Genomic DNA, 26,415 nt, shown 5'->3' with positions numbered 1-26,415 from the left:
GTTATGAATCCGCCACCGCCGGGCTTTGCGCCGACTCCGTCGCGCGGCAAGTTCACCTTGCATAACGGTCCCACGTACCGTGCTACGGCTGACGGCGACATCCGCACCGGCATGTGGGTGCTCGACCGCCACTGCAACGGCATGGGTTTCCTGCATGGCGGAATGATCTCCGCTTTTTCCGACAGCGCCCTGGCCTGGGCCGTCTGGAGCGCCGCCGGTCGCATGTCCGTCACCATCAAGCTGACCCTGGAATTCATGGACATCGTGCCCGAAGGCACATGGCTGGAGGCGCACCCCGAAGTCACAGCCGTAGACGGCGATCTCGTGCATGTCCGGGCGCGCCTGGTCAAAGCCAATGGCCATCTTGCCGCCCGCGCCGATGCCGTGTTTCGCTCACTGCGGCGGCGCACCACCTGAGGCAGGTTGGCGCGCGATAACGCTGGGGGCGCGCGCCAGCGTGAACTATGTTATCCTAATCAGGATGAGTTGTTCCCGGGGATAAGACACCAATGGAATTGGACGCCCTTCTCCTGTCGCGAATCCAGTTCGCTTTCGTCATCGCCTTCCACATCATGTTCCCGGCCTTCACCATCGGCTTGGCGGCCTTCCTGGCTGTCTGTGAGGGCCTCTGGCTGAAAACCGGAAACGAAGTCTTCAAGCGGCTTTACCTGCACTGGGTGAAGATCTTCGCGCTCGCCTTCGCCATGGGAGTCGTCTCTGGCGTGGTCATGAGCTACCAGTTCGGCACGAACTGGAGCGTCTTTTCCGAAATCGCCGGCAGCGTGATCGGTCCGCTGCTCGGCTATGAAGTGCTCACAGCATTCTTCCTTGAGGCCACATTCCTCGGGGTCATGCTCTTCGGCTGGAACAAGGTCGGTCGCAAGCTCCACTTTGTTGCCACCTGCGCCGTCGCAATTGGCACGACCATTTCCGCGTTCTGGATACTGTCGGCCAATAGCTGGATGCAGACACCGGATGGCTTCGCCATTGATCCTGCAACGGGCAATTTCTACGCCACCGACTGGATCAAGGTCATCTTCAATCCCAGCTTCCCGACGCGCCTCGTCCACATGCTGCTCGCGGCCTATATCACGACAGCCGCCGTCGTCATGGCCGCTGGCGCCTGGCAAGTCATCTGCGGCCGCGTCACCACGCCCACCCGTTGGCAGATGCGCATGGCGGCCGGCACGCTCGCCCTCCTCATGCCGATCCAGATCATGGCCGGTCACAAGTCCGGCGAAGTCGCGCATGAATACCAGCCCGCCAAGATCGCCGCCGCCGAGGGCTGGTGCGAAAGCGCTCCGGTTCAGGGCACGATGCTGTTCGCCTGGCCGGCCGACAATGAATGCGGTCATGATGGCATCACCATCCCCGGCACCAGCCCCTACCTGTTCCCCAATGCGCCCAAGGGCGAAGACCTGAAAGGCCTCGACGCCTTTGCAGCGGAAGATACGCCGCCTGTCTGGCTCGTCTTCTACAGCTTCCGCATCATGTTCGCCGCCGGCATGGCGATGCTTGGCATCGGTCTCTGGGGATGCTTCCTGTGGTGGCGCGGCAGCATCGACCAGAAGGGCCTTTTCCACTGGCTGGCGGTGCCCGGCGGATCACTCGGCTTCATCGCGGTCATCACCGGCTGGATCGTTGCCGAAGTTGGCCGCCAGCCCTACACGGTCTACGGCGCCCTGCGCACGGTCGACAGCGTCTCGCCCGTGTCCACGGCGCAGGTCGCGACCTCGTTGCTCGTCTTCATGGTCACGTATGCGATCATCTTCACCGCCGGTACCGTCTATATGGCGCGCATCGCCACACGCGGCTTTGACGACGCTCCGATGGGCAAGCCTTCACGCGAGCGTCGCGCGCCGGGCTCGCCGCTCGGCGCCGTCGACGAGCCCGCCGAGACCGGCGAAGATATTGTGGCAGCGGACTAGGAGAGAACTGATGGCACTCGACCTTCCACTGATTTGGGGCATCATTCTCGCTATCGGGGTCTTCATGTATGTCCTGCTCGACGGCTTCGACCTCGGCGTTGGCATGCTCACTTTCGTCGCCCGCAGTGACGAAGAGCGCAACATGATGACGGCCACGATCGAACCCGTCTGGGACGGCAATGAGACATGGCTGATCATTGGCGGGGGCGGGCTCTTCGCGGCCTTCCCCACCGCCTATGCCATCATCATGCCGGCCTTCTACCTGCCGGTCCTGATCATGCTGGCCGCGCTGATTTTTCGCGGTGTCGCGTTTGAATTCCGCCACAAGGCCGTGCGACCGACGACGCAGAAATTCTGGAACGGCGCCTTCTTCGGCGGGTCTGCCATAGCAGCCTTCTCGCAAGGCCTGATGCTGGGCGGCATGATCCAGGGCATCAATGTCGAGGGCGGCGCCTTTGCGGGCGGCGCATTCGACTGGCTGACGCCTTTCTCGCTGCTGGTCGGCGTCTCCGTCATCATCGGCTACCTGATGCTGGGTGCCTGCTGGCTCGTGTTGAAGACGGAAGGCGAGCTATTCTTGCGCGCGCGCAAATGGGCCCGCCTCGCGCTGGCCGGTGTCGCCATCTGCTTCCTCGCCGTCAGCCTCGCCACACTCGCCGTTGATCCGTCGGTAGGTGAACGTTGGGGCTTCTCAATGACGCAGATCGACTTCGCGCGCCTCCTTCCGCTGTCGCCGGCGCCGCTGGCTGGCATGGTCTTCTGTGCATGGCTCTGGCGTGATCTTTCGATGTCGACCGGCCAGGGGGATGCGCCGGACTGGCGGCCCTACCTGCTTGCCGTCGGCATCTTCCTCAGTGGCTATGTTGGCCTCGGGTTCAGCCTATATCCCTATATCGTTCCGTTCGAATGCACGATCTGGGAAGCGGCGGCCCGCGACAATTCCCTCGCCTTCATGCTGGTCGGGGCAGGGATCATGCTGCCGATCATCCTTCTGTATACGGCTTATGTTTATTCTCTATTCTGGGGCAAGGTAAAGCCGGGCGATGGCTACCATGCCTGACCCCGTCTTCCGCCCGGTCGAACCTCTTCCGGACGGTGCACCCGAAGGCCCGCTCGCCAAACGCGTCGCTTGGTTCGTCGGCATTGCCATTGTCTCGATGCTGGTTGTTGCGGCGGTGGCCTATGCCCTGAGGGCGCTGCTGTTCATCGGATAGAACCTGATAGATCGCGGCTATGGCGTTCTGCCACCAATCTGTTTTAATGGTGGCAAGGGCGGCCCCTGAGGACCAGGCCCGTTGAGGGAGATACCAAATGACTGACCTTGCCACCAGAACCCCTGTCGACACAGATCCGATGACCATGCCGCTCGAAGACATGGACGTCAGCAATATAGAGCTTTGGCGGACCAACAGTTTCTGGCCTTACTTCGAGCGCCTGCGGCGCGATGCACCCGTTCACTATTGCAAGGAAAGCATGTTTGGGCCGTATTGGTCGATCACCCGTTTCAACGACATCATGGCTGTCGACACGAACCATCAGGCGTTCTCATCCGAGTCGGGGCTCGGCGGCATTACAATCCTCGATCAGGATGCCGATATCCCGCTGCCCATGTTCATCGCCATGGATCCGCCCAAACATGACGTCCAGCGCAAGACAGTCAGCCCGATTGTCTCGCCGATGAACCTGTCAGTCATGGAGCCGCTGATCCGCGAGCGCGCCGCACGCATTCTCGACGAGCTGCCGGTTGGGGAAACCTTCGACTGGGTTGACCGTGTCTCCATCGAACTGACCACACAAATGCTGGCAACCCTGTTCGATTATCCATTCGAGCGCCGCCGCGAACTGACCCATTGGTCTGATGTGGCCACGACTATTCCGGGGCCCGGTGAACTCGTGGAGACCCGTGAGGAAAAGCGGGCCGAGCTGATGGAATGCCTTGCGTCATTTACAGACCTCTGGAACGAGCGGGTCAACGCGCCGCCGCAGGGAGACCTCATATCCATGCTCGCGCATGGCGAGGCCACCCGCGACATGAGCCCGGAAGAATACCTCGGCAACATCGTCCTGCTGATCGTTGGCGGTAACGACACGACCCGCAACAGCATGACCGGCAGTGTCGTGGCGCTCAACCAGTTTCCGGAAGAGTACGCCAAGCTGCGCGCAAATCCGGACCTGATCCCGAACATGGTGTCGGAAACCATTCGTTGGCAAACGCCTCTGGCTCACATGCGACGCACCGCCACGCAGGACGTGGAAATTGGCGGCAAAACGATTCACAAGGGCGACAAGGTCATCATGTGGTACGTCTCGGGCAACCGCGACGACACGGTCATCAAGGATCCCGACAACTATATCATCGACCGGGAACGGGCGCGCCAGCACCTGTCCTTCGGTTTCGGCATCCACCGCTGTGTCGGCAATCGCCTCGCCGAAATGCAGCTCAGGGTCATATGGGAAGAAATCCTGAAGCGCTTCCCGGTCATCGAGGTCGTCGAAGAGCCGGTCTACGTGCCGTCACCCTTCGTGAAAGGATACCAGCGCCTGATGGTCCGCATCCCGGAGCGAAACGCGACAGTGTGATCCCAAGCTCCCGGCTCTGGATCAGGACGGCACGGTGCCCCGGAACAGTCGGCGGGCCCTCAACCAGTCCGACACAGTCTTCACGGCTGTCGGCAACAGGTCAGGGCGCTCGATGTAATAGTGGTCGGCGTCCTTGATCGTCACCATCTGCTTGTCTTCCGATCCCACAGCGTCGAACAGCCTCTGCGCATGGCTCGGCGTGCAAGCGAGGTCAGCCGAATTGCTGATCACCAGGACAGGGCAGGAGATGCGCGACGCATTGCCCGTGCCGTCGGCCCGGCTCTTGTCATAGCTCCACTGCGACAGCCATGAGCGCAGCGTCGTGAACCGCCCGAGCCCCACCGGCCCGTCATTGGCAATCTTCGGGTCACCCAGGTAGCATGTGCCGGGCATGCGATCGGACGGGTCTTGCGTGGGGTCCAGCCAGCGCACGTCGCTCATCGTGCCCTGCACCACGAAACAGCGCTCTGCATCCGGGTCGCCGCTCGCTTTGAGTTCCGCCAGCTGCGCCAGCACGCGGTCCGTTATCCGCCGGTTGCGGGCAATCTGCGCCGCCCGGAACCGCGTCACGAAGTCCTGTGTATAGGGTGGCTGGTTCGGGCAGTCCGCCGCATAGATGTTGAGGTCAGCGTCCCGCTCGAACGGCTTGTCCTCGTCAAGGATGGACGGATCAATCCATTCCGTCATCGTGTGCGACCGGCTGATATGCGCCGCCAGCAGCAGGATCGCGTCCGCCGGGATCAGGCCCGCGCCGGCAAGGTCTGCCGGGTCGCCCGCCGGGGTTTTGGTGATCGTCGGATGCTCGGCCTGGTCCTGGTAGAACAGTGACAACGAGCCGCCCCCGGACCACCCCCCCAGCACCACCTTGTCATAACCGAACCGTTTCTTCGCGTCGGCGATGCAGGCGCCGAGGTCCAGCACGCATTTCTCCATGATCAGCGCCGTATCATTCCCCCGATAGCGCGGATTGCAATAGATGACATGGTGCCCGGCATGGGCCAGCGACGTCACCAGCGGCAGGAAGCTGCCGCCGCCGATCGGATGGCTGAAAATGATGACCGTTTTCGCTTTCACGGCATCCGGGCGGATGCGCATACATTCCACGAACACCTGTCCCGCCGGGCCGCCATAGGTCTCTTTCAGCCGTCCTGTATCTGCGTGAACAAATCCGTAGGGTTCCCTTACGATAGTCATTCTGCGTTCCTTGCCCTTGTTTTTTATGAAGCGCATACTTGCTCAAAGAACGATCAGGGGAAAGCAGGAAAGGCCCGAGGAATGACCCAACAGTCCCGGCCGCAACCCAGCGGCATACATCACATCGCCATCATGGCATCCGATATAAAGAAGCATATCGCCTTCTTCTCGGAGGTCATGAACTTTCCGCTTGTCGCGCTGTTCGACATGCACGGCGTGCCCGGCGGGCTCCACGCCTTCCTCCGCATGAACGATCACAGCTTCTTCTCCATCGTCCAGCTGCCGGATGTCGACAAGATACCGGTCACGCTCGGCGTCACCCATTCCGGCAATGGCGCGCTGCCCAGCGCCGCGGGCACGATGCAGCACCTCGCCTTCCGCGCAGATGATGAAGCCGGCCTCCTTGGCATGCGTGATCGCCTGCGCAGCCATGGTATCAATGTCATCGGCCCGCTCGATCATGGTTTCTGCCAGTCGATCTATTTCGCGGGGCCAGACCAGCTGACGCTCGAGGTCGCCGCGCCGGTCACTACGGTCGATCCGAAACAATGGATTGATCCCGTGGTTCTGGAAAAGGCGGGAATCTCGGTAGCAGAAGCCGAGGCCTACAAGGCGCCCGCGCCTTATGCGGGGCAGGGGAACGAGCCCCAGCCTGCCTATGATCCGGCCAAACCGCACATGGTCTACCCGCCGGAAATGTACCAGGCCATGCTGAAAATACCCGATGAGGTCATCGCCAGTTCCGCCAAGTTCCCGGGGCCGCCTGTCCCAGCCTAGGCCGGTCGTCCGAGCCAGCGTTCCAGGATGGTCGCCGTGTCCTCGCCGACGCTGCGAGGCGCAGGCTTGCGGATTGATCCCGGCGTGGCCGAGAATTTCGGGAACGTGTTCTGCATCGTCACCGGTCCGAGGGCCGCGTCCTGAAGCGTCACGACAGACTCCCGCGCCGCATAATGCGGATCGGCCAGCATATCCTCGGCATCGAATATCTTGCCCGACGGCACGCCATGTTCCAGCAGCAGGGATTCTAGTTCCACCACCATCAGCGTGCGCGTCCAGTCCGCAATGATCGCGTCCAGTTCCGCCTGGTGTTCCCCGCGCGCCAGGTGCGTCGCATAGCGTGGGTTCAGCGCCAGTTCAGGCCGCCCCATCGCATCGCACAATCGTTTGAAGATCGGGTCCTGATTGCCGCCGATCAGGAAGTCGCCATCCTTACACGGATAGACATTCGATGGCGCAATCTTTGGCAGGATCGCCCCCGTCCGCTGGCGCATGAAGCCTGAGGTCGAATAGTCCGCCACATAGCTTTCCATCACCTGCAGAACGCTTTCATAGAGCGCCACGTCGATCACCTGGCCTTGGCCTGTCTGGTTACGGTGGTGCAGCGCCGCGAGAATACCCATGCAGCCATAGGTCGCTGCCAGTGAATCCCCAATCGAAATACCGACGCGCGACGGCATCCGGTCCGGCTCGCCGACAATCCCGCGCAAGCCGCCAAAGCCCTCGCCGATTAAGCCGAAACCCGGTCGCTGGGCGTAGGGCCCTGTCTGGCCATAGCCCGACATGCGCGAGACGATCAGGCCCGGATTGGCCTTGCGCAACTCCACCGGATCAAGGTGCCACTTTTCCAGTGCGCCGGGCCTGAAATTCTCGACCAGAACATCGGCCTTGCCAATCAGGTCGCGCGCCAGTTGCTGGCCCTCTTCGGTGCGCAGGTCCACGGCGACGGAATACTTGTTTCGGCCAATCACGCGCCACCAAGACGGCTTGTCGCCCTGGCCCCATTCGCGCATCGGATCACCCTTGCCGGGTGGCTCGATCTTCACGACTTCCGCGCCCATGTCGCCCAGCAACTGGCCACAGAAGGGCCCCGCGATGAGCTGCCCCATCTCGACGACTTTCAGCCCATGCAGCGGTCCGTTTGGTTTCGGCGTATCTGTCATGACTGCCTCTACCGCATTCCGCGTCGCCGGGGCAACAAGCCGCCTAGGCTTTCACGCCGGCCTGCGCCTCTGCGAACGCCTTGATCGTTTTGTAATCGGCCTTGCCGTTTACAGCGCGGCCAAGGTCTGCCTTGAAGAAGATGCGCTTGGGTGACTTGAACCGTGCGATCTTGGTCGCTACGAAGGCGCGCAGCTCGTCTTCGGACACCTCGCCGTCCAGCGAGACCACCGCCGTCACGGCCTGGCCCCACTTGTCGTCCGGCAGGCCGACCACCAGCGCGTCGCGCACGGCATCGTGCAGTTTGAGCGCTTCCTCGACCTCTTCGGGATAGACTTTCTCGCCAGCGGTATTGATACAGTTCGAGCCGCGCCCGAGCAACGTCATCGACCCATCGGCCTCCACCGTGCACCAGTCGCCCGGAATGGAATAACGCATGCCATTGATCGTCGGGAATGTCTTCGCCGTCTTCTCCGGGTCCTTGTAATAGCCCAGCGGCACCGCGCCGCCGCGCGCCACGAAGCCAGCCTCGCCGCTGCCCGGCTGGATTTCGCGATGGTCCTCCGAGAACACCTTGCATTGCGGGCCAAGTTCGAATTTAGAGGTCTTCACTTCGCCATCCGCCGTCATCGCCGACGAGCCGAAGCCCACCGCTTCCGACGCGCCGAAACTGTCCATCATGGCTGCCTGCGGCATGTGCTTCAGCAGGCCGCGCTTGATCTCGCTCGACCACATCACGCCTGATGACACGACCGCGACGACGTTGGACAGGTCATACTTGCCGGGATTCTCGTCGAGTTCCTTCAGCATCGGCTTGCCGAAGGCGTCGCCGACAATCGCCATATTGGTCACGCCGTTTTTCGCGACCGTCTCCCACAGGTTCTGCGGGCTGAAATTCTGGTTCTCGGTCAGCGTCACGATCGTGCCGCCATTCAGGATCACGCCCATCGCCGTGAACAGGCCGGTGCCGTGCATCAGCGGGCAGGCGGGAATGATCCGCGCATGCCGACCGATTTCCAGTGCGTTCGCCACATGTTCGGCCAGGTCCTTGGGCACGACGCCGCCCGCCTTGGCCACGCCCTCCATGCCGGCCTGCCGCCAGATGCCATGCGACCACATCACGCCCTTCGGCATACCCGTCGTGCCGCCGGTGTAGAGGAACAGGAGATCATCGCCCGACCGCTCAATGCCCAGCGGCGAGGCATCGCCCTTGCTGGCGAGGTCTTCATAGGCCACGGCAAAGGCCGGCACGCTGTTGCCGCCAATCTGCACCCAGGCGATCACGCCCGGCAGGCGCGCCCGCACGCGCTCCACCTGCTCGATGAATTCCACGTCATAGAACACGACGGTGGAATCCGAATTGTCGAAAATATAGACTAGTTCGTCGTCGAGATAGCGGTAGTTGACGTTCACATGCGTCAGCCGCGCCTTGAAGCAGGAGGCCAGCGCTTCGGTATATTCCGGCTGGTTGCGCAGGTAGAAACCGGCCTTGTCGCCGGTCTTGGCGCCGATCTCGCGCAGGTTCCGTGCAAGCCGGTTCGACCGCGCGGTCATCTCGGGCCACGAGACCTCCCGATCGCCATGGATCAGGGCCGGGGCATCGTCGCCCAGCACCTCGCCCAGCGCATCAAGCATATCCCCGAAATTCCAGTCAAAAGCCTTGGCCACGGTGTTTCTCTCCCTGATTATATTTTGAGCAAGTGTAAGGCTTTGCCGCGAGGGCAGCAAAGCCTGAAACGTGAATGGACGCTGCGTCTTCCGTCAGATCAGCGCGGGGCCATCCGGATCGCCCCGTCAAGGCGGATCGTCTGGCCGTTGAAATAGCCATTGGTCGCAAACTGCATCGCTAGCGACGCAAACTCTTCCGGCTTGCCGAGTCGCTTGGGGAAGGGCACCGATGCGGCAAGGCTGTCGAGCACCTTCTGCTGCGCGCCCAGCATCAGCGGCGTCGCAAAGATGCCCGGCATGATCGAGTTGACGCGGATGCCGAGGTCCATCAGGTCACGCGCCAGCGGCAGCACCAGCCCGTTCACGCCGGCCTTGCACGATCCATAGACCACCTGTCCGATCTGCGCATCCATGGCGGCAACCGAGGCCGTCAGCGTGATCGCGCCGCGCTCGCCATCCTCGGTGATCGGTTCGGCATTCGCCATGCCCAGCGCCGAGATCGACGCGACACGATAAGAGGATATCAGGATGCCCTGCGCACCGAACGCATAGTCTTCGGTCGGCAGGCGCTTGAACGCGTGGCTCTCCTTGTCAAAGCGCAGCGTCTTGCCGCCCTTGGCGGTCATGGCGCAATGCACGGTCACGCGCTCCTGCCCATGCGCCGCACGGGCCTTTTCAAAGCCGTCGAGCACCGATTGCTCGTCCAAGATGTTCACCTTGCAGAACAGGCCGCCAATCGCCTTGGCGACGGCCTCGCCCTTTTCCTCATTGATGTCGAAAATCGCGACAGGGGCGCCCGCCTTGGCAAAGGCTTCGGCGGTGGCCCGACCAAGGCCGGATGCGCCGCCGGTAACAACGAGCGGCGTGGTTTTACTGATCTGCATGGGGTCTTCCTCCGGTTCATGTTTTGCCGGATTTGTAGACCCACTCCTGCGTCCTGAAAACGCCTGCCGCAGCGACAGGCCGTTATGTCAGCTCATTCCGGCAGCGCCACCACGGGCAATTCCACCCGCGACAGCGCCATGGGCCCGTGATGCACGGCATTCGTCGCCACCGCTGTTTCGATCGTTGTGTGCGGGTCGCCCGCCGTGTTCAGGCTGCGCGCGTAAGTGGGGAAGTTACTCGACGAGACTTCCACCCTTACGCGGTGCCCCTTGAGGAACACGTTCCCTGCCAGCATAGGCGGCGGCGTGATCGCATAGGTCTCGCCTTCCGACAGGAAGCGCCCCCGCTCATGCTGCTGCACCACCGCATACCCCGCCGCGAGGAAGGCATCATACTGGTTGCCCTTGAGGCTCAGCTCTCGCGCATAGGGCGTGCGGATCAGAACGGTCGGGAACTTGCTCGCCGCTTCCGGCAGGTACACATCCGTATCCAGCCGCGCCCCGTCCCGCATCGCCACCTGCACATGCCCCATCCGCACCTTCGCAGCGGGCAGCACCTCAGTCGCCGCAACAGTCGCCGCAACAGGCGCAGCGGCTGGCTCGGGCGCGGCAGGCGTGGCCGCCGGTTCCGGCGCCGCCACGCAAGCGCCCAGCGCCAGCGCAGAACAGGCGGCCATCAGGCGACGAAGACGGATCTTTTGCATGAGGGCAGCTCCCATAAGTTTACCGGTGAAACCCTAGCGCCTGTCGGCAAGCACCGTCCAGAGCCTGACCATGCGGCACCTATAGGCAAGCGCCCGCTTCCGCCTTAGCCTCTTGTCCAGAAAACAGGGAGTAAATGACAATGGCCATCGATTTCACCATTCCGGACGACGCCAAAGAAGTCCGCGAGCGCGTGCGCCAATGGGTGCAGGATGAATGCATCCCTGCCGAGAAAGCCATGGATGCCGGCAAGCCGTACAAGACCGTGCTGGCCGAACTGCGCAAGAAAGCCCGCGCCCAGGGCCTCTGGCTGCCCTTCATCCCGGTCGAGCATGGCGGCATGGGCCTCGGCCCCCTCGCCAATGCGCTCGTGCAGATGGAACTCGGCCAGAGCCATCTCGGCGCCCTCTCGATGAACTCGCAGGGCCCCGATGACGCGACCATGCTGACGCTGCTCGCCCACGGCACGGATTTCCAGAAAGAGAAATACCTGAAGCCGCTGTTCAATGGCGACAAGCGCATCTGCTACTCGATGACCGAGAAGGCCGCCGGCGCCGATGCCACCGGCATGCAGACTTCCGCGGTGAAAGACGGCAAGGGCAACTATGTCCTCAACGGCGAGAAATGGTTCTCCAGCGCCGCCAGCGCCGCCGACATTGCTGTCGTCATGGCCAAGACCAATCCCGACGCGCCGCGCCACCAGCAATACTCCACCTTCATCGTCGAACTGCCAAACCCCGGCTACAAGATCCTCCGTGACATCCCGACAATGGCCGTGCACGGCGCGCATTATGAAGAGATGGGCGGCGGCCATGCCGAGGTGAAGATCGAAAACCTCATCGTGCCGGAAGAAAACCTGCTCGGCGGCGAGGGCGGCGGCTTCTCCATGGGCCAGCACCGGCTCGCTTATGGCCGCCTGCGCCACGGCATGCACAATGTCGCCATGGCTCAGCGCGCGCTGGATCTGGCCACGGAACATGTCACAAAGCGTTCCACCTTCGGCAAGGGGCTCGAAGACCGTCAGGGCGTCCAGTTCATGCTCGCCGAATGCGCCAGCGAACTCTACATCGCCCGCCTGATGCTGATGCATATTGCCTACAAGGCAGAGAACGGCCTCGACCTGCGCCAGGAGAACGGCATCGCCAAGGTCTTCCTCGCCAACATGGTGCACAAGGTCGTTGACACCGCCATCCAGCTCCACGGTGCGCTCGGTTACAGCCTCGATACGCCGCTCGCCGCCTGGTACACGCACATCCGCTCCCAGCGCCTCGTCGACGGCCCGGACGAAGTGCACAAATGGATCACCGGCAAGAACGTCATCCGCGCCTACAAGAAGGATGGCACGACAGCGGCTGCCGCTGGCGGCGACCTGCTCTAGGCGGGCTATTCCCCGCTATTGCATACGAAATCGTCGGCCCCGACTGGTTTGCACCAGTCGGGAAAGCCGCGCGATTTCCAGAGGGCGAGGACGCCTTGCTTGCGGACCTCCGCTTTCCAAGCCGGGTGCTGGTATACGCTGGCGGGCCTGAGGAGGAAAAGCACTGGTTCGCTCTGGTATGCTTCGTCCCAGACAGGTTGCATCAAGGCAATCGTCAGGTCCGGGTCTTTCAGCAAAATGGTGATCGTGCCTTGCGTATTCGGGTTCGACGCAAACGTGGCGCGAAGCGCTGGCGCGCCCGCTTCGTCCTGCCTGGCGGCGGACAGGGCCGACTTCACATCCGCCATCGCGTCGGACGGTACCAGCCCCCTGTCAACTGCCATCTGGAACATCGCCTCGGCTTCGTCGAACAGCCCGTCCTTCAACAAGGTTCGATAGGCATTCATGTAGCCGTAGATCATGTCAGGGGCGATCTCCCGGACTTTTGCATATTGTCTCAGTGCTTCTGCCGACGGATCGGGCACGTCCGGACTTGCGCCGCCAAAGGCCATCGTATTGCCGAGCGTATTCCGGTAGATGGACACTAGCGGATCACTCCCGACCGCTCGGTGCGCAAGGCTTCTGGCTTCTTGGCGATAGCCCAGGGCTAACAGCATTTGCGCTGCGAGGTCGAGGACAGCCGCGTTGTCAGGGGCAAGGTCAACCGCCTTGTCCAGCTCTGCTGCGCCAGGGATGAGGTCGCCTGAATAGAGCATCAGCGATGCGCGGCTTATATGGGCTTCGGCATTGCTTGGATCGAGGGCAATCGCCCGTTCCGAGGCCGCAAGTCCGATCGCGCGCCACTGCTGCCAATCGCCATCTGGCGGATAGCCCGGCTGGTAGGCTTCGTAGACGACATAGGTATTACCGATCAGCGCCCAGGCAGGCGCAAAGCCCGGATCGCGCGCCGTGACCTCGTGCAACAGCAACAAGGCGGCATCGAGATTGTCCTGGCCACGCGCAATGTAGAGCTGGCGTGCCTTCAGGTATTTCTCGTAGGCTTCAATGTCGTTCGTCCGGTCAACAATCAGTGACTCGCCTGATTTGAGGCCCAGCGACAGGGCAAGTTCATTGGCGACAGACTTTGCAATATCATCCTGGATGTCGAACACGTCCGTCAGTTCACGGTCATAGGTCTGCGACCACATATGGAAACCGTCGTCCGACCGGATCAGCTGCGCTGTGATGCGCAGCTTGCTGCCTGACTTGCGCACGCTGCCTTCCAGTACGTGATCGACGCCGAGCTGGCCGCCGATCTCGCGGAGGTCGTCATTCTTGCCTTTGAAAGAAAAGCTGGACGTGCGCCCGGCCACTTTCAGCTTCGGGATACGGACGAGGACGTTCAGGATTTCTTCGGAAATGCCATCGGAAAAGTATTCCTGATCCCCGTCCGGGGAGAGGTCGATGAAGGGCAGGACAGCGACGGAGGCCCCGGTGCCGACGGCGCGGGCTGCAACCGCACTGGCGGCCTGGCCGGCTTGCGGCACCAGCCGGTCTCCGATGATCATCACGGCAACCAGCGCCAGGCCGGCGATGATGACATAATCAAGTCTTCGGCCCGTCCGCTGGGTGATGCTTTCGCCGTCGGCCACCGCCATGGTTGGCTTGATGCCCTCGGGCGTCATCTCGAAGGCCCAAGCGAAGATGATCGCGATCGGCAGGCCGGTCAGGATCAGCGCAATGAACACTTTCAGGACCCAGGCTGGTGCCTCGAACGTCGGTAAGATGGCCACGCCAATCTGGATCAGCAGCCAGCCGACAACGGCGTAGACGCCCGCCACCCGCAATACATTCCGGCGGCGCAGTTCCCGAAAGAATTGGTTCAAGATGGTCCCCACCTGCTTCGCCTGTAACGGGTAGCATGCTTGGGATCGAAAGCAACATAAAGGGGTATGGGCTCTTAAAAGCCCGCAACACCTTCATCTCAACGCTTGCTGAGGCTCTCGTCCAGCATGGGCAGGAAGGCTTCAAACCGGTCCAGTATGGGGCGATACGCGCGCTGGCGTTCCCGTGTCGTATAGCTGATCGCCGATACGGCTGAGGCCGTGAGGGGATTTTGGCAGAGTGTCTCGATGTCAAAATCCACGCCGACGAAATCGCCAAGGAATGGGTCGGCATATGTTCGGGTCAGATTATACTGCACCTGCTCTTCGATGATGAAGCGATAGTGTTCCGTCAAGCGCGAGGTCTGGTCAAAGCCGGCGGAGCGCCACTCCACCAGAGCGACGATACCGGCCAGCTCTTCCTTGATCTCATCATTGCGAATGATGTCGATCGTCCCCGCCGCAGCCATCTCATCGACAGTCCGCCTAAAAAAGCGGGGCGGATTGATGTAGCCGAGCGTGTCCGCGCCGCGCTGGAACGCCTCTGAATCCTCAGGCGCGACGGCGCAGCCCTTCAGCGATTTCAGGATAACGGCCTGATCGGACAGCTGCTGGTTAAGGAACCTGATATCCCGGGTTTGGCCCGCGACGCTCTAGGCGAAATCGTCCTTCAGCCGGATGAGGTATTCCTGCTCCTGCGCCTGCTCAATTCGCGCCGCATTCCAGTTATTGACCCGCAGGCCGATAAACACACCGAACACAACGATCAGCGTTTCCACCGCGAACGTGAACCAGTCCTGCTTGCGAAAGGCATCAGTGATGCGCCGTAGGATCATGGCGTGATTTCCGCTTCGAACAGCTTCTTCAGCCCCAATGTCCTGATCACCGATTCAAGATCAAACGTCCTTCCCGACATTTGAGCGTTGCGCAGCTTCAGGGCTCTTGCGATCTCGGGGTCACTCCGAAGTGCCAGCACGCCGTCTGCCATCTCTTCCGGGCTGACGGTGAGTGTGCAGGGATAATCTATTGTCAGCAGCCCGACAGCTGAGCTATTGCTGTCATACTCCTTGTCGCCGCAATTCTTGTTGAGATCATAGTGCAATGACGGTTCAATCGTCATGCGGAAGAGGTCACGGTAGCGCGATGACTGCCCCTCTGAAAGGATGATGGAAAAAATCGGTGTGTTGTAAATGCCGATCGCGGTTTCGCGCAGGCCGACATCGGAAATCAGCGCCAGCGAACCCGATGCCACGATCTCGTCAAAGGCCGCCCGGCGGCGTTCATACCAGTTGTACTGGCTCGCGCGGTAAGCGTTGATCAGGATGGTTTCATCATCCATGATCGACTGTCCTGACAGCCCCAGATAGGCCACATCGCCCGCTCTGGACGCAATTGAATTGTATTCGAGGAGGGCGGTTGCGTATTCAAGTTCAGCGTGCAGTTCCGCCTTCAGCCTTTCGGTATAGACTGCGGCGCGGGCGCGGTCCTGGCGCGCTGCATTCCAGTTATTCACCTGCAAACCGATGAACACACCGAACACCACAATCAGCGTTTCCACGCCAACGGTGAACCAGTCCTGCTTGCGGAAGGCGGTGGTCAGACGGCGGAGGATCATGGTCGCGCCTTCGTGCCGGAAAGAGCGGCTGTATAGGCGTCGAGCCTGTCGGCGACCTGGGTAACGTAGATCAAGTAGAGGTGCTGGGTGACCGCTGCATTGCTGACCAGCGCGATGACTTCGGTGTTGCCGCAAACACGCTCCGGTGTGGTTATCTGGTACTGATCTAGACCTGCCACGATGTCCCCTCCGGGGCGGAGCTCCAGCTCATCCTCGGTCATCAGGCGGAAGCCCGCCGCTGTGTAAGCGGCTTTCTCGGTCTCCTGCTTGACGCGGACATACCGCTGCCACTGGTTGTCCATGAACGCCATCTGGTCTGCCATTTCGCGGACACTGGCGCGGATCTCAGGCGACCCGATCAGCGAAAGCCGGCCCGTCTCGAGCGCCTCATTTGCCGATGACAGCGAAAATCGGGGCGGCGGAAAATCTCCGATGCCCAGGATCAGCGCCTTCGTCTCATCATTCATGACAAGACAGGTTTCGCTGTCGCCCAGCCGGACAGCGAGACGCTTCGCCTCGGTCAGGATCAATTCGTTCAGCGCAAGATAGGCGGCGATCTCGGCGCGCGTTTCCTCTGCTTCAATGCGCAGCCGCGACGACAGGTCAGCTGCATCATTACGCGAGACCCGCCCTGCATTCCAGTTATTCACCTGCAAACCGATGAACACACCGAACACCACGATCAGCGTTTCCACGCCAACGGTGAACCAGTCCTGCTTGCGAAACGCGGTGGTCAGACGGCGGAGGATCATCGGGCGGCCTCCCCATCGAAGAGAGATGTCAGGCCGAGGGCATCTTTCGTCCCATCCAGGTCAGAGAGCCGCCCGCCTAGCTGGACGTTGCGCAGGCGCAGGGCGCGGATTAGATCCTCATCTGCGCGAAGCGCCATAACGGCAGCGGTGATTGATTCAGGATCGGCATTCAATTCGCAAAGATAGTCGAGAGAGTTGGCCCCGCCAGGAACATAGGCGCTCGCGACGATCCGGTCTCCACACTGCTCGCCCAGCTGAAACTGCAGGTCCGGTTCGACGATCATGCGAAACAGCTCGCGGTAGCGCGACTGACCTTCGGCCATCACTGTGTCGAACAGCTCCGTCGCAAAAACAAGCGTGGCGGTCTCACGCAGCTCCCGGTCGGCGATCAGGTTGAGTGCGCCGGAATTGATGATTTCGTCGTAGGTCGACCGTCGCCGCTCGTAAAAGATATACTGGCTTGCCCGGTAGGCGTTTATCAGGATGGTTTCGTGAGGGATGTCGGACCGCGCAGACAAGCCCTCATAGGCGGTGTTGCCCGCCGAGAATGTGGTCGCGTAATAGTCAGTGATTGCATCGACAGTCGCCATCTCGGCAAGAAGAACAGCCGTCAGTTGCGCCGAATAGTCGGCCCCGCGCTCACGGTCGCCCTTCGCTGCGTTCCAGTTGCTGATCTGCATCGCCAGCAAGACACCGATCACTACGATGCTGAAATCCAGTCCCACGGCGAACCAGTTCTGGTCTTTCACATGCTCGGTCAAGCTGCGGAGGATCATTTGGGCGCATCCCCTGTTGTTGAACCCAGTTCTGCTTCAAGCGCCGCTTTCACCTGCTGCTGAAAGTCATAGCGGCCCTGAATGACGACTGCGGCGTAGGCATAGAAGCGGGGCGTATTGTCCAGAAAGTCATTCACAAAAGCCGGATTCTGGGCCATCGCAGGAAAGTCGCAGATGCTTTCCTTTCGCGCCGCCGGGGACAGCCGGATGAACTCGGGATACTTCCGGGAGAGGACCAGCCGGTCGATCTGGATGTCATGGCGCAGCTGTCCATACTCCCCCATGGCCTGGGAAAACCGGACAATCTGCATCCGGAGCGCCTCATTGGAGACGAGCAGGATGCGACCTGTCGATATCAGCTCACTGACCGTCGGAGGAAGCGAGATGTCTGCATCAAATATATGCGAGGTAATAACGGCCGCGCAGTGATCTCCAGCGGGCTCCGGGGCAATGGCCTGCGGCGTGCCAAAGGCTGCGAAATAGCCTGAAACCTTTTCCAGTCTCTTTGCTCTGGCCAATACGTCAGCGCGCTCGCTCTCCTGCTCGCCAATCGTGACGGAGACTTCCTCATGCAGGCGCAGGAGATAGGCCCGCTCCAGTTCGCGCTCAATACGCGCCGAATTCCAGTTGGCAACCTGCATGGCGACAAACACGCCGACCACAACAATAACAAAATCGAGCCCCACCGCGAACCAGTTCTGGTCTTTCACATGCTTGGTCAGACGGCGCAGGATCATTGTGGCGTCTCCGGCTCAGCGGCCGCTGTTCCCGGCACGGGCAGTCTCAAACTGTCGAGATAGTCGGCGAGGAAGTTCTCGTCGGTCGCTTCGACAATCGGGCCGGCCACTTCCATCATAGGCGTGCCTTCCCAGCCGGGGGCCTGAAGCGACCACCAGTGCTTGGCAAAGCGGCTGCCGAAATAGTAGCGGGCCGAGTTGAGCACGTGCTGACGGGCATCTGCCCGGCTGGCCAGTCCAGCCGCCTCCATCTGGAAGCGATGGTCCCATTGCAGCATCAGCGCGACCAGGATGGCGTCCATTGTCCGCATCTCCGGTTCGGTCAGGTCTTCCGGATGGCGGATGGACTTGACCCAGACCTCCGAAATTTCCGGCTTGGCGATATTGAATTCGATTTCGGCGAGGACATCATTCTTCTGCTGTTCCATCGCCGCACGCGACAGTGCCGCGTTCTGGCGTACTTCCACGATCAGGATGACGAGCCCTAGCAGCACACCGATATTCGCGCCAAGAGTCAGCCATGTATTCAGCCGTTCGGTGCGGGTCCGGGAGGGAATGGCGTCAACCGGCGTCGCGACGACCTCCGGTTCAGGCGCTGCTTCACCCGGCGCGCCGGGCGACCGCAACCGCGTCAGGAACTTTGGCAACTTCACGCTGCCATCGCCCCAGGTGCCGGGACGCTACGCGCTATGAATTGAAATTGTCCCACGCTTGTCCCCCCACGAAACAGATGTTGGGGTAACTATGGTATGAATCCTCCCGATTGTCTCGCTTCAAGTCCAGGATCGACAGGGCGCGTGCCGAAACCGAAATGGGATCAGCGCATCGCCGTGTATGCACTCCATGTCTTGTCGAGCCCAATCGCGACCAGAAGCGTGAGGCCCGCCATGGGCAGGAACAGGCCCAGCGCGATCACCAGGCCGATTACGCCAGCTGCCAGTGTCCGATCCGTCGGCATCGGTGGCACGCCGATGCGACCCTTCGGTCGCCGGCGCCACCACATCACTCCGCCCGTAACGCTCAGCGCCATCACGCCCAGTGCAGCAATGACGCCCAGCACCTGGTTCATCCAGCCGAACAGCGCCCCCTCATGGAAGGCCACGCCAATCGCGGCCACCCGATCAGCCACATTGTGATCGGTGAAGCGGATCCGCATTATTTCCGCGCCGCTCCATTTGTCGAAATGCACCGTCTCCTGCGCCGGTCGATATTGCGGCATGGCCCGAACCGTCCAGACACCATTCTTGCCCCGTGGCGGCTGCACCTGCACTGGCGGCGTCAACTCTTCCGGCACCACCTTGTCCACCACGTCCTGCAGCGTGATACCGGACATGACTGTTCCGGCTGCCGCGATGCGCGCGTTCTCGGCGTCCGCGCTGCCCGTCGACCAAAGGTCATTGCCACCCATGTTGTGCCCGGCATGCTTATCACCGGATTGCAGCGTCACGAACCATTCCTGTCCGGTTGACTTCAACCCGGCCATGTCCTTAGCCCGCGTGAAGCCTGCGCCCCATACCTGCGTCCAGGGCAGGCCGGACAACAGCATCACCAGCACCAGAAGGCCGATCCATGCGCCAACCGCGCCGTGCACTTTCTTCCACGCGCCGCGCTTGCCGGACGGTGCGGCAAAGTCCGGCACGAAGGCCCGCCACCACGCCTCGCCCCGCGGCCACCACAGGTAAAGGCCGGTCACCACCAGGATGATCGTCCAGGACGCCATGATCTCCACCACCAGCGAGCCCCGGTCGCCGCCCAGCAGCGTGCCATGAATGCGGGAAACAAAATTCATGATGCGCCTGCCGGACGGTATGTCGTGCAGCACCGCGCCGCTCTGCGTATCGAGCCACAGGGTCCGGGCCCCGCCATCGCCCACCAGTTCCACCTCGGCGGTCCGGTCATCAGGTGCCTTCGGCAGAACGTATGTCTTCAGGGCCCATCCGGGATGGGCGGCAAGCGCGACCGCCACCAGGTCATCAGCCGGAACCGCAGCACCATCGACGCTTCGCGCCTCCGCTGTCGCATTGATCCGGCTTTCAATCGCCGCCTCCACCTGTGGCTTGAACAGGTAAATCGATCCTGTCACCGCCAGGATGACGACAAACGGGATCACCATAAGGCCTGCGAAGAAGTGCCAGCGCCAGATGCGGTGCTGAAGGCCTGATCGGGTCGCGCTCGCCATCCGCCTAGAACCTCGCTCTTATGCCGCCGAACAGGGCGCGCCGCTCGACCGGATAATAGATCGCAGATGCCGGGTCGGCCGTGATCACAGCGCTGACGTCCCCGATGGCGTTCTCATCGGTCAGGTTACGCGCATCAAGGAACAGGTCCATGGTTTCGGTGATGCTCCAGCTCGCGGTCGCGCCCAGCAGGACGTAGCCATCCAGCTTTGTCGTGTTATTGTAATCGGCACACGGACCGTCAATAACCCATTCCAGGCTCGGAGATGCATGCAGGCTATCCGTGCCGATCCGCAGTTCGGCGCGGTAAACGTGCTCGGGCACAACGGGCAGTGTGTTGTCGCCATACTGGCCGTCGCCGCTGAAGGTAAAGTCCGACCATGTATAGACCTGCCGCAGGTGCAGCCAGTCGTTCAACGCCAGCGACAGTCCCGCCTCGATACCCTGGTGCACGGTTTCATCGGCATTGAACGTCGATGCCGGAACGTCCGGGCCAATGGTGTATTGCAGCAGCTCGCCGTCCAGTTGCGAACGATAGATCGTGATGTCCCATTCGGCCATGCTGGCGCGGCCGCGTGTGCCGGCTTCCAGCGTCCAGGCAGTCTGCTTTTCCACTGGCACGAAAGCGGCCAGCTGCGCCAGTTCGCCAAAACCGGGGAATTCAGCCGACTTGCTGAGATTGCCATAGAACTGGATATCGGGCGTCGCCTGGTACAGCGCGCCGAATTTCGGCGAGAAGGCATTGAATGCCTTTTCGCCTTTCACGCCGGTCGGGCCGCCGGCGAACATGTTGTACTTTTCAAATTGCTCGCGCTTGCCATTGGCATAGATGCCGCCACCGATCAGGGTCAACTTGTCGGTCGCGTGATACCGAAGTTCGGAATAGACATTGCTCGTAAACGCTTCCTGCGCGGCGTCGAAGGTCAGCGCGCCGCTGGCACCATTATTATTGACGTAGCGCTTGTAGTCGACTTCGCCGAAACGGGCTTCTGCCCCGACCGTTGCCTCGAACCGGTTACCTGCCCAATCCCAGCGGGCAAAGCCGCCCCGGTCCAGCGTCTCCTGGTCGATCACCTGGAAGATCGGGTGGAACAGTGACTTGCCATTCAGGAACACACCCACTTTCAACTGGCTGCTGCCAAGGTCGATCATCGTCTGGTTCTGCACGCGAAGTGAATCCACGTCGCGTCCCTGATCGCCAAAGAAGTTGCCGGTTTTCGGGTCAGACAGGGCGGGCGCCCGCGTCAACGCGCCGGGCAATTCCTGGTTGATCTGGTTGACACTGGCATAGAACCGCGTCGTCACCTTGTCATTGAACGCATAGCCGAGATTGCCGTGAAAGCGCACGGAGCCGCGGGCCGCATGGTCGCGGTCGCCGTCGGACGTGTCGGTGCTCAGCGCCGCCCAGCCATCCAGCTGGTCTCCCGCCACGCCGCCCGATACCAGGAGGCGCGCCGTATCATTGCTGCCCAAATCGCCGCGCACATACACGCCCGGCGCAGTGCGCCCGGTCGGCGTTACGCCATTGATCGCACCACCCAGCGTGCCTGACCCGAAACGCAACGCATTCGCCCCGCGAAACACTTCCAGGTGGTCGAAGAAGATCGGTTCCAGTTCCTGGAAGTCGCCATTGTCATCGGCCAGGTTGATCGGTGCGCCATCCTGCAACAGCGTCAGGCCGCGCATGTGATAACCGCGGCTCAGACCCGATCCGCGGATCGAGATCCGCACTTCCTGGCCATAGCGCGGCTGGGTGTAGACGCCGGGCGAGAAGGCCAGCGTATCGCGCAGGGAGACAAGGAACCGGTCGGCATAGTCGTCGTGCGAGACGATGTCCGCGCCGCCGGCTGTCTTGGCGACCAGCGCCTCGGCTTCCAGCGTTCTGGCATTGGAGGTCACGATGATCGTGTCCTGATAGAGCATTGCGTCATCCGCAACAGCCAACGGGGCATAACCGAGCATTGCCCCCAGCACGACAAGGCTCATTGCAGAGCCGTTTTTCAGGTTATTCATGGCAGGTTTTGGTTCTCTTCTGGCGCCGTCAGTGACGTGCGCCGGGTCTGACAAAATGGGTTTGGGTCTATGTCAGGTGAAGAGCGGCGGCCCGCGAGCGGGCAGGGGAGCAGTTATAGTGCGCGCGGCAGGCGGTGCCCGCGTTTGCGGCAGCGACCGGTCAGCCGCGTCCAGAACAACAGGGGCGACGAAAGCGGCGCTCTGGCCGGCCTGGTCGAGGATGGACGCCACGGCAAAGGCACATGGTGGCATGTGAGACGGATCGGAATGGTCGCCATCCTGTCCGCTGTCGGCAGGCTGGTCGTCGCCATCTAACCCTGCCACGCGGCGCGATTGCAGGTCGAGCGTTACGGTCCGGCCGGAACACAGCGCAATCGTGAACCCGCCATCCGCCGAGGGTGCGGCCATCCAGCCCGTGGGCACGGCAGCCCGCACCAGCAACGCCACCAGCATGACGCCGGCAATCGCCTGGAAGCGAAGGATACGAGGGAGCAGCCCGCGGCGCATCGCCCTGCCTTAATCGGTCCGGTCCGCCCCCGCAATTGCGACAGTGTCGCAGATGAAAAAACGGCCCCCCGTTTCCGGAGGGCCGCCTGTTCGTTTTGCTTGGCTTGGCGCCTGGACTAGAAGCCCATGCCGCCCATGTCAGGCATGCCGCCACCGCCGCCGCCGGACTCTTTCTTCGGAGATTCGGCAATTGCGGCTTCTGTCGTGATCAACAGGGCTGCAACCGAGGATGCGTTCTGCAGGGCAGAGCGAACCACTTTCACAGGGTCGATAACGCCCATGGCAACCAGGTCGCCATATTCTTCGGTCTGGGCGTTGAAGCCGTACGAGCGCGACTTGTTCGACAGGATGTTGTTGACAACAACCGAGCCTTCGACGCCAGCGTTTTCAACGATTTGGCGAAGCGGAGCTTCCAGCGCCTTGCGGACGATGTCAATGCCGGCTTTTTCGTCGTCATTGAGGCCAACAACTTGGATGTTCTTGGACGCACGTAGCAGGGCCACGCCGCCACCAGGAACAATGCCTTCTTCAACAGCTGCGCGCGTTGCGTTCAGCGCGTCGTCGACACGGTCTTTCTTCTCTTTCACTTCGACTTCGGTCGCACCGCCGACCTTGATCACGGCAACACCGCCAGCGAGTTTTGCCAGGCGTTCCTGCAGTTTCTCACGGTCATAGTCCGACGTCGTATCTTCGATCTGGGCACGGATCTGCGAGACGCGTGCTTCGATGTCTTTCTTCTTGCCGCCACCGTCGACGATGGTCGTGTCGTCTTTCGTGATCGACACGCGCTTGGCTTTGCCGAGCATTTCCATGCCGACGTTTTCCAGCTTGATGCCGAGGTCTTCGGAGATGACCTGGGCGCCTGTCAGGACAGCGATGTCCTGCAGCATGGCTTTGCGACGGTCACCGAAGCCTGGTGCCTTCACAGCAGCGATCTTGAGGCCGCCGCGCAGCTTGTTCACGACCAGCGTTGCAAGGGCTTCGCCGTCAACGTCTTCAGCGATGATCAGGAGAGGCTTCTGCGATTGGACAACCGATTCGAGGATCGGCAGCATTGGCTGCAGGCTCGACAGTTTCGACTCGTGAAGCAGGATGAGGACGTCTTCGAGTTCGACATTCATCTTGTCAGCATTGGTGATGAAGTAAGGCGACAGGTAGCCGCGGTCGAACTGCATGCCTTCAACGACATCAAGTTCGGTTTCCAGCGACTTGGCTTCTTCAACCGTGATGACGCCTTCATTGCCGACTTTCGCCATGGCTTCTGCGATCATCGCGCCGACTTCAGTGTCACCGTTCGCCGAGATCGTGCCGACTTGGGCGATCTCTTCGTTGGTTTTTACTTTCTTGGCGTGGTGGGCGAGGTCCTTGACGACTTCAGCAGAAGCCTTCTCGATGCCGCGCTTCAGGTCCATCGGGTTCATGCCCGCTGCGACGCGCTTCATGCCTTCGCGAATGATGGCCTGTGCGAGAACCGTGGCAGTCGTCGTGCCGTCACCGGCGACGTCGTTTGCCTTGGAGGCCACTTCGCGCAGCATTTGTGCGCCCATGTTCTCCAGCTTGTCTTCAAGTTCGATTTCTTTTGCAACGGTGACGCCGTCCTTCGTGGAGCGCGGTGCGCCGAAGGACTTCTCGATCACCACGTTACGGCCTTTAGGGCCGAGCGTGACTTTCACTGCGTTAGCGAGCGTGTCGACGCCCTTGAGCATCTTCTCGCGGGCTTCGGAGCCGAAAACAACGTGTTTGGCAGCCATAGTGAGTTACCTCTTTGAATAGTTTGAAAATTCAGGAAATTGCGACAGGGTGGGAGACTAGCTCGCCAGGACGCCCATGATGTCGCTCTCTTTCATGATGAGCAGCTCTTCGCCATCGACGGTGACTTCCGTGCCGGACCATTTGCCGAACAGGACGCGGTCTTTCGCTTTCACGTCGAGCGGAATGCGCTTGCCGGCGTCATCAAGCAGGCCTGCGCCGACGGCGACAACAACGCCTTCTTGTGGTTTTTCCTTGGCGTTGTCGGGAATGATGATCCCGCCCTTGGACTTTTCTTCTTCCTTGACGCGGCGCACGACGACGCGGTCGTGGAGGGGACGAAGTTTCATGATTGAGCCTCTCGCTTTTCTACGTAGGTTCTGGGGTTGAATGGGTAGCGCTGGCAGAGGGAGAGGGGAGGGCTTTGGCACTCACCTGCCCAGACTGCTAACGTTGGAGCGGAAATAGGAGTGACAGGAGGCTCCGTCAACAGGCGGACCGTGAATTTTTTTTGTTCACCAAGCGACCGTCGATGCTATGAAATCAGGCAAGTTGGGGACTTGGCATGACGCGAATCGAATATGACGCTTCTGGGAAACCCGTGAATGTGCCGGGCCTTGAGGCGATCGCCGGGAAACGCCCGGAATTCGCCCACGGCCCGCGCATCTGGGCCGAAACGCTGGCGCCCGCCCTTCACGCCCGCGAATCCGAGCGCCGCGAGTCCTTCCGCAAGGTCTGGCGCAAGACAGCCGTGGCCGCATTGATCCCCTGGCTGCTCCTGCTCGTCTTCGGCGTCATGAAGCCGTTCCTGTTCGGAGCATGGACGATCGTTCTGGTCTTCGGAACGCCGATTTCGATCATCCTGATCTCCGGCATGGACTGGCTGCGCGTCTACGCCATGAAGTCGGCCACCAAGGAACTCATCCTCGGCGCGGCCTGCCAGTGTTTCGGCTTCACCTACGAAACGCTCGCGCCCGACGTGTCGCGGGTCACCGATTACCGCAGCCTCATCGCTGCCGCCAAGGCGCATCAGGCGCGCTATGGCACACCCGGTGCCAAGACGGGCAAGCGCAAGCGCAAGCGCGGCGGCCAAACCCGCATCACCACGCCGTTCGGCAGTGCCAGCTTCGGCTCGTCCAATGCCACCGGCCCTGAAAGCCCGACCCCCGCCTATGATGTGCTCGAGGATGCCAGCCTCCTGCCGGGCCACGATTCCCGCCATTTCGAAGACCTGATCAAGGGCGAGCGGGCAGGGGCCGCCTTCTCGCTGGTCGAAGCCAAGCTGGAGACCAGCGGCGACATTGGCGGCACCGTGTTCCAGGGCCTCCTCTTCCATGTCCAATACCCAGGCGTCTTCCACGGCCGCACGCTCATGGCCCGCTCGCGCTGGTGGAAGCGCGGCAAGGCGGCGAAGGAACTCCAGAAGGTCAGCCTCGTCTCCTCGGAACTCGACCGGGCCTTCACCGTCTACTCAACCGATCAGGTCGAGGCCCGCGCCCTGCTGACTCCCGACCGGATGGAACGCCTGATCGCGCTCGAGCGCCACTTTTCCGGAGGAAAGCTGCGGGGCATATTCGAGGAAGGGCACATGACCATCGCCTTGGAGGCGCCCAACCAGTTCGAGGCTGGCTCCATCTTCAAACCCCTTGCAGACCCGGAGCGTTTCGCGACGGCCCTCGTCGAGCTCGGTCTCGTCTGCGACATGATCGATGGCTTCCTGACGCGCGACTGGGCGCAGGACAGGCTGTAGGACAAGCGTCCGTCTCTGCGCCCCCGCCAAATCGGTGTCATGATGGGGCCCATGTTCCCGCTCTACCAACAGGATATCGACCACCTCGCGCCCGAAGGCTGGCTGCGCATTGCCAGTCTCGTGGCCATGGCGCGGCGCCTGCTCTACCTGATGGCGCCAGATCTCACCGCATCCCCGGCGAACGCCGGGGCCTCAGGCGCCCTGC

The 26,415-nt window shown here is 61.6% G+C and carries 26 protein-coding genes; 8 read left to right on the top strand and 18 right to left on the bottom strand.

Features of this window, described 5'->3' with window-relative positions; genetic code table 11:
* Nucleotides 1-3 precede the first annotated feature (3 nt).
* From ACESNB_RS08505 to ACESNB_RS08485, 5 genes are all read left to right on the top strand, one after another.
* Nucleotides 4-417 (top strand): PaaI family thioesterase, encoded by a 414-nt coding sequence (locus tag ACESNB_RS08505; RefSeq protein WP_373006272.1) that lies wholly within the window; start codon nt 4-6, stop codon nt 415-417.
* Nucleotides 418-509: 92 nt separating this feature from the next.
* Nucleotides 510-1,928, top strand: coding sequence for a cytochrome ubiquinol oxidase subunit I (locus ACESNB_RS08500; protein ID WP_373006270.1), 1,419 nt, complete (start codon nt 510-512; stop codon nt 1,926-1,928).
* 10 nt (nt 1,929-1,938) lie between these two features.
* On the top strand, nt 1,939-2,988 hold the full coding sequence (cydB, locus tag ACESNB_RS08495) for a cytochrome d ubiquinol oxidase subunit II (protein ID WP_373006268.1): 1,050 nt from the start codon (nt 1,939-1,941) through the stop codon (nt 2,986-2,988).
* Complete coding sequence (locus ACESNB_RS08490; protein WP_373006266.1) at nt 2,981-3,142, top strand: DUF2474 domain-containing protein; 162 nt, start codon at nt 2,981-2,983, stop codon at nt 3,140-3,142. The genes cydB and ACESNB_RS08490 overlap by 8 nt, the downstream gene beginning before the upstream one ends.
* A 97-nt stretch (nt 3,143-3,239) precedes the next feature.
* Nucleotides 3,240-4,508, top strand: coding sequence for a cytochrome P450 (locus tag ACESNB_RS08485; RefSeq protein WP_373006264.1), 1,269 nt, complete (start codon nt 3,240-3,242; stop codon nt 4,506-4,508).
* Nucleotides 4,509-4,529: 21 nt separating this feature from the next.
* On the opposite strand, the gene ACESNB_RS08480 is transcribed toward ACESNB_RS08485, so the two are convergent.
* On the bottom strand, nt 4,530-5,702 hold the full coding sequence (locus ACESNB_RS08480; protein ID WP_373006262.1) for an alpha/beta hydrolase: 1,173 nt from the start codon (nt 5,700-5,702) through the stop codon (nt 4,530-4,532).
* Nucleotides 5,703-5,783: 81 nt separating this feature from the next.
* Here ACESNB_RS08480 and ACESNB_RS08475 point away from each other — a divergent pair, with 81 nt between their 5' ends.
* Nucleotides 5,784-6,479, top strand: a complete 696-nt coding sequence (locus ACESNB_RS08475) for a VOC family protein (protein ID WP_373006260.1) — start codon at nt 5,784-5,786, stop codon at nt 6,477-6,479.
* On the opposite strand, the gene ACESNB_RS08470 is transcribed toward ACESNB_RS08475, so the two are convergent.
* The 4 genes from ACESNB_RS08470 to ACESNB_RS08455 all read right to left on the bottom strand — a co-directional run bounded on the left by ACESNB_RS08470 (nt 6,476) and on the right by ACESNB_RS08455 (nt 10,896).
* On the bottom strand, nt 6,476-7,642 hold the full coding sequence (locus ACESNB_RS08470; protein ID WP_373006258.1) for a CaiB/BaiF CoA transferase family protein: 1,167 nt from the start codon (nt 7,640-7,642) through the stop codon (nt 6,476-6,478). The genes ACESNB_RS08475 and ACESNB_RS08470 overlap by 4 nt on opposite strands.
* Before the next feature lie 43 nt (nt 7,643-7,685).
* Complete coding sequence (locus ACESNB_RS08465) at nt 7,686-9,308, bottom strand: acyl-CoA synthetase (RefSeq protein WP_373006256.1); 1,623 nt, start codon at nt 9,306-9,308, stop codon at nt 7,686-7,688.
* 98 nt (nt 9,309-9,406) lie between these two features.
* The gene (locus tag ACESNB_RS08460) at nt 9,407-10,192 is read right to left on the bottom strand and encodes an SDR family oxidoreductase (RefSeq protein ID WP_373006253.1); all 786 of its coding nucleotides are present in this window, start codon (nt 10,190-10,192) and stop codon (nt 9,407-9,409) included.
* Between the two features lie 92 nt (nt 10,193-10,284).
* The gene (locus ACESNB_RS08455; protein ID WP_373006251.1) at nt 10,285-10,896 is read right to left on the bottom strand and encodes a CocE/NonD family hydrolase; all 612 of its coding nucleotides are present in this window, start codon (nt 10,894-10,896) and stop codon (nt 10,285-10,287) included.
* Between the two features lie 140 nt (nt 10,897-11,036).
* On the opposite strand from ACESNB_RS08455, the gene ACESNB_RS08450 reads away from it, so the two are divergent.
* A complete protein-coding gene (locus ACESNB_RS08450) occupies nt 11,037-12,272 on the top strand; it encodes an acyl-CoA dehydrogenase family protein (protein ID WP_373006249.1) in 1,236 nt (411 codons plus the stop codon).
* A gap of 5 nt (nt 12,273-12,277) precedes the next feature.
* On the opposite strand, the gene ACESNB_RS08445 is transcribed toward ACESNB_RS08450, so the two are convergent.
* From ACESNB_RS08445 to groES, 13 genes are all read right to left on the bottom strand, one after another.
* The gene (locus tag ACESNB_RS08445; RefSeq protein ID WP_373006247.1) at nt 12,278-14,137 is read right to left on the bottom strand and encodes a hypothetical protein; all 1,860 of its coding nucleotides are present in this window, start codon (nt 14,135-14,137) and stop codon (nt 12,278-12,280) included.
* A gap of 98 nt (nt 14,138-14,235) precedes the next feature.
* On the bottom strand, nt 14,236-14,604 hold the full coding sequence (locus tag ACESNB_RS08440) for a hypothetical protein (protein ID WP_373006245.1): 369 nt from the start codon (nt 14,602-14,604) through the stop codon (nt 14,236-14,238).
* 183 nt (nt 14,605-14,787) lie between these two features.
* Complete coding sequence (locus ACESNB_RS08435; RefSeq protein WP_373006243.1) at nt 14,788-14,970, bottom strand: hypothetical protein; 183 nt, start codon at nt 14,968-14,970, stop codon at nt 14,788-14,790.
* Entirely contained in the window at nt 14,967-15,749 is a 783-nt protein-coding gene (locus ACESNB_RS08430) for a hypothetical protein (protein ID WP_373006241.1), read from the bottom strand. The genes ACESNB_RS08435 and ACESNB_RS08430 overlap by 4 nt, the downstream gene beginning before the upstream one ends.
* The gene (locus tag ACESNB_RS08425) at nt 15,746-16,501 is read right to left on the bottom strand and encodes a hypothetical protein (protein ID WP_373006239.1); all 756 of its coding nucleotides are present in this window, start codon (nt 16,499-16,501) and stop codon (nt 15,746-15,748) included. The genes ACESNB_RS08430 and ACESNB_RS08425 overlap by 4 nt, the downstream gene beginning before the upstream one ends.
* The gene (locus ACESNB_RS08420; protein WP_373006237.1) at nt 16,498-17,277 is read right to left on the bottom strand and encodes a hypothetical protein; all 780 of its coding nucleotides are present in this window, start codon (nt 17,275-17,277) and stop codon (nt 16,498-16,500) included. The genes ACESNB_RS08425 and ACESNB_RS08420 overlap by 4 nt, the downstream gene beginning before the upstream one ends.
* Nucleotides 17,274-18,014: a hypothetical protein gene (locus ACESNB_RS08415; protein ID WP_373006235.1), complete on the bottom strand. Its 741-nt coding sequence runs from the start codon at nt 18,012-18,014 to the stop codon at nt 17,274-17,276. The genes ACESNB_RS08420 and ACESNB_RS08415 overlap by 4 nt, the downstream gene beginning before the upstream one ends.
* On the bottom strand, nt 18,011-18,667 hold the full coding sequence (locus ACESNB_RS08410; protein WP_373006233.1) for a hypothetical protein: 657 nt from the start codon (nt 18,665-18,667) through the stop codon (nt 18,011-18,013). Before ACESNB_RS08410 ends, ACESNB_RS08415 begins: the two co-directional genes overlap by 4 nt.
* Before the next feature lie 164 nt (nt 18,668-18,831).
* Nucleotides 18,832-20,193, bottom strand: coding sequence for a PepSY-associated TM helix domain-containing protein (locus tag ACESNB_RS08405; protein ID WP_373006231.1), 1,362 nt, complete (start codon nt 20,191-20,193; stop codon nt 18,832-18,834).
* A gap of 4 nt (nt 20,194-20,197) precedes the next feature.
* A complete protein-coding gene (locus ACESNB_RS08400; RefSeq protein ID WP_373006229.1) occupies nt 20,198-22,204 on the bottom strand; it encodes a TonB-dependent receptor family protein in 2,007 nt (668 codons plus the stop codon).
* Between the two features lie 72 nt (nt 22,205-22,276).
* A complete protein-coding gene (locus tag ACESNB_RS08395) occupies nt 22,277-22,711 on the bottom strand; it encodes a hypothetical protein (protein WP_373006227.1) in 435 nt (144 codons plus the stop codon).
* A 116-nt stretch (nt 22,712-22,827) separates the two neighbouring features.
* Nucleotides 22,828-24,462 (bottom strand): chaperonin GroEL, encoded by a 1,635-nt coding sequence (gene groL, locus ACESNB_RS08390; protein ID WP_373006225.1) that lies wholly within the window; start codon nt 24,460-24,462, stop codon nt 22,828-22,830.
* A 57-nt stretch (nt 24,463-24,519) separates the two neighbouring features.
* Nucleotides 24,520-24,810, bottom strand: a complete 291-nt coding sequence (gene groES / locus ACESNB_RS08385; protein WP_373006223.1) for a co-chaperone GroES — start codon at nt 24,808-24,810, stop codon at nt 24,520-24,522.
* Nucleotides 24,811-25,025: 215 nt separating this feature from the next.
* Here groES and ACESNB_RS08380 point away from each other — a divergent pair, with 215 nt between their 5' ends.
* Nucleotides 25,026-26,210: a DUF3137 domain-containing protein gene (locus ACESNB_RS08380; RefSeq protein WP_373006221.1), complete on the top strand. Its 1,185-nt coding sequence runs from the start codon at nt 25,026-25,028 to the stop codon at nt 26,208-26,210.
* The last annotated feature ends 205 nt before the right edge of the window (nt 26,211-26,415 follow it).

It is taken from the genome of Hyphomonas sp. (genome assembly GCF_041689225.1).
Taxonomy (GTDB): domain Bacteria; phylum Pseudomonadota; class Alphaproteobacteria; order Caulobacterales; family Hyphomonadaceae; genus Hyphomonas.
This window is presented reverse-complemented; position numbering and strand designations above follow the sequence as displayed.

Bases quoted from the DNA above. Each gene is read 5' to 3' on its own strand.
- ACESNB_RS08460 (WP_373006253.1), bottom strand. From the start codon at position 10,192: ATGCAGATCAGTAAAACCACGCCGCTCGTTGTTACCGGCGGCGCATCC.
- ACESNB_RS08380 (WP_373006221.1), top strand. From the start codon at position 25,026: ATGACGCGAATCGAATATGACGCTTCTGGGAAACCCGTGAATGTGCCG.
- ACESNB_RS08490 (WP_373006266.1), top strand. From the start codon at position 2,981: ATGCCTGACCCCGTCTTCCGCCCGGTCGAACCTCTTCCGGACGGTGCA.
- ACESNB_RS08440 (WP_373006245.1), bottom strand. From the start codon at position 14,604: ATGGCTGCGGCGGGGACGATCGACATCATTCGCAATGATGAGATCAAG.
- cydB (WP_373006268.1), top strand. From the start codon at position 1,939: ATGGCACTCGACCTTCCACTGATTTGGGGCATCATTCTCGCTATCGGG.
- ACESNB_RS08480 (WP_373006262.1), bottom strand. From the start codon at position 5,702: ATGACTATCGTAAGGGAACCCTACGGATTTGTTCACGCAGATACAGGA.
- ACESNB_RS08505 (WP_373006272.1), top strand. From the start codon at position 4: ATGAATCCGCCACCGCCGGGCTTTGCGCCGACTCCGTCGCGCGGCAAG.
- ACESNB_RS08435 (WP_373006243.1), bottom strand. From the start codon at position 14,970: ATGATCCTACGGCGCATCACTGATGCCTTTCGCAAGCAGGACTGGTTC.
- ACESNB_RS08455 (WP_373006251.1), bottom strand. From the start codon at position 10,896: ATGCAAAAGATCCGTCTTCGTCGCCTGATGGCCGCCTGTTCTGCGCTG.
- ACESNB_RS08450 (WP_373006249.1), top strand. From the start codon at position 11,037: ATGGCCATCGATTTCACCATTCCGGACGACGCCAAAGAAGTCCGCGAG.
- ACESNB_RS08420 (WP_373006237.1), bottom strand. From the start codon at position 17,277: ATGATCCTCCGCAGCTTGACCGAGCATGTGAAAGACCAGAACTGGTTC.
- ACESNB_RS08485 (WP_373006264.1), top strand. From the start codon at position 3,240: ATGACTGACCTTGCCACCAGAACCCCTGTCGACACAGATCCGATGACC.
- groL (WP_373006225.1), bottom strand. From the start codon at position 24,462: ATGGCTGCCAAACACGTTGTTTTCGGCTCCGAAGCCCGCGAGAAGATG.
- ACESNB_RS08470 (WP_373006258.1), bottom strand. From the start codon at position 7,642: ATGACAGATACGCCGAAACCAAACGGACCGCTGCATGGGCTGAAAGTC.
- ACESNB_RS08500 (WP_373006270.1), top strand. From the start codon at position 510: ATGGAATTGGACGCCCTTCTCCTGTCGCGAATCCAGTTCGCTTTCGTC.
- ACESNB_RS08400 (WP_373006229.1), bottom strand. From the start codon at position 22,204: ATGAATAACCTGAAAAACGGCTCTGCAATGAGCCTTGTCGTGCTGGGG.
- ACESNB_RS08430 (WP_373006241.1), bottom strand. From the start codon at position 15,749: ATGATCCTCCGCCGTCTGACCACCGCCTTCCGCAAGCAGGACTGGTTC.
- ACESNB_RS08395 (WP_373006227.1), bottom strand. From the start codon at position 22,711: ATGCGCCGCGGGCTGCTCCCTCGTATCCTTCGCTTCCAGGCGATTGCC.
- ACESNB_RS08425 (WP_373006239.1), bottom strand. From the start codon at position 16,501: ATGATCCTCCGCCGTCTGACCACCGCGTTTCGCAAGCAGGACTGGTTC.
- ACESNB_RS08475 (WP_373006260.1), top strand. From the start codon at position 5,784: ATGACCCAACAGTCCCGGCCGCAACCCAGCGGCATACATCACATCGCC.
- ACESNB_RS08415 (WP_373006235.1), bottom strand. From the start codon at position 18,014: ATGATCCTGCGCCGTCTGACCAAGCATGTGAAAGACCAGAACTGGTTC.
- ACESNB_RS08405 (WP_373006231.1), bottom strand. From the start codon at position 20,193: ATGGCGAGCGCGACCCGATCAGGCCTTCAGCACCGCATCTGGCGCTGG.
- groES (WP_373006223.1), bottom strand. From the start codon at position 24,810: ATGAAACTTCGTCCCCTCCACGACCGCGTCGTCGTGCGCCGCGTCAAG.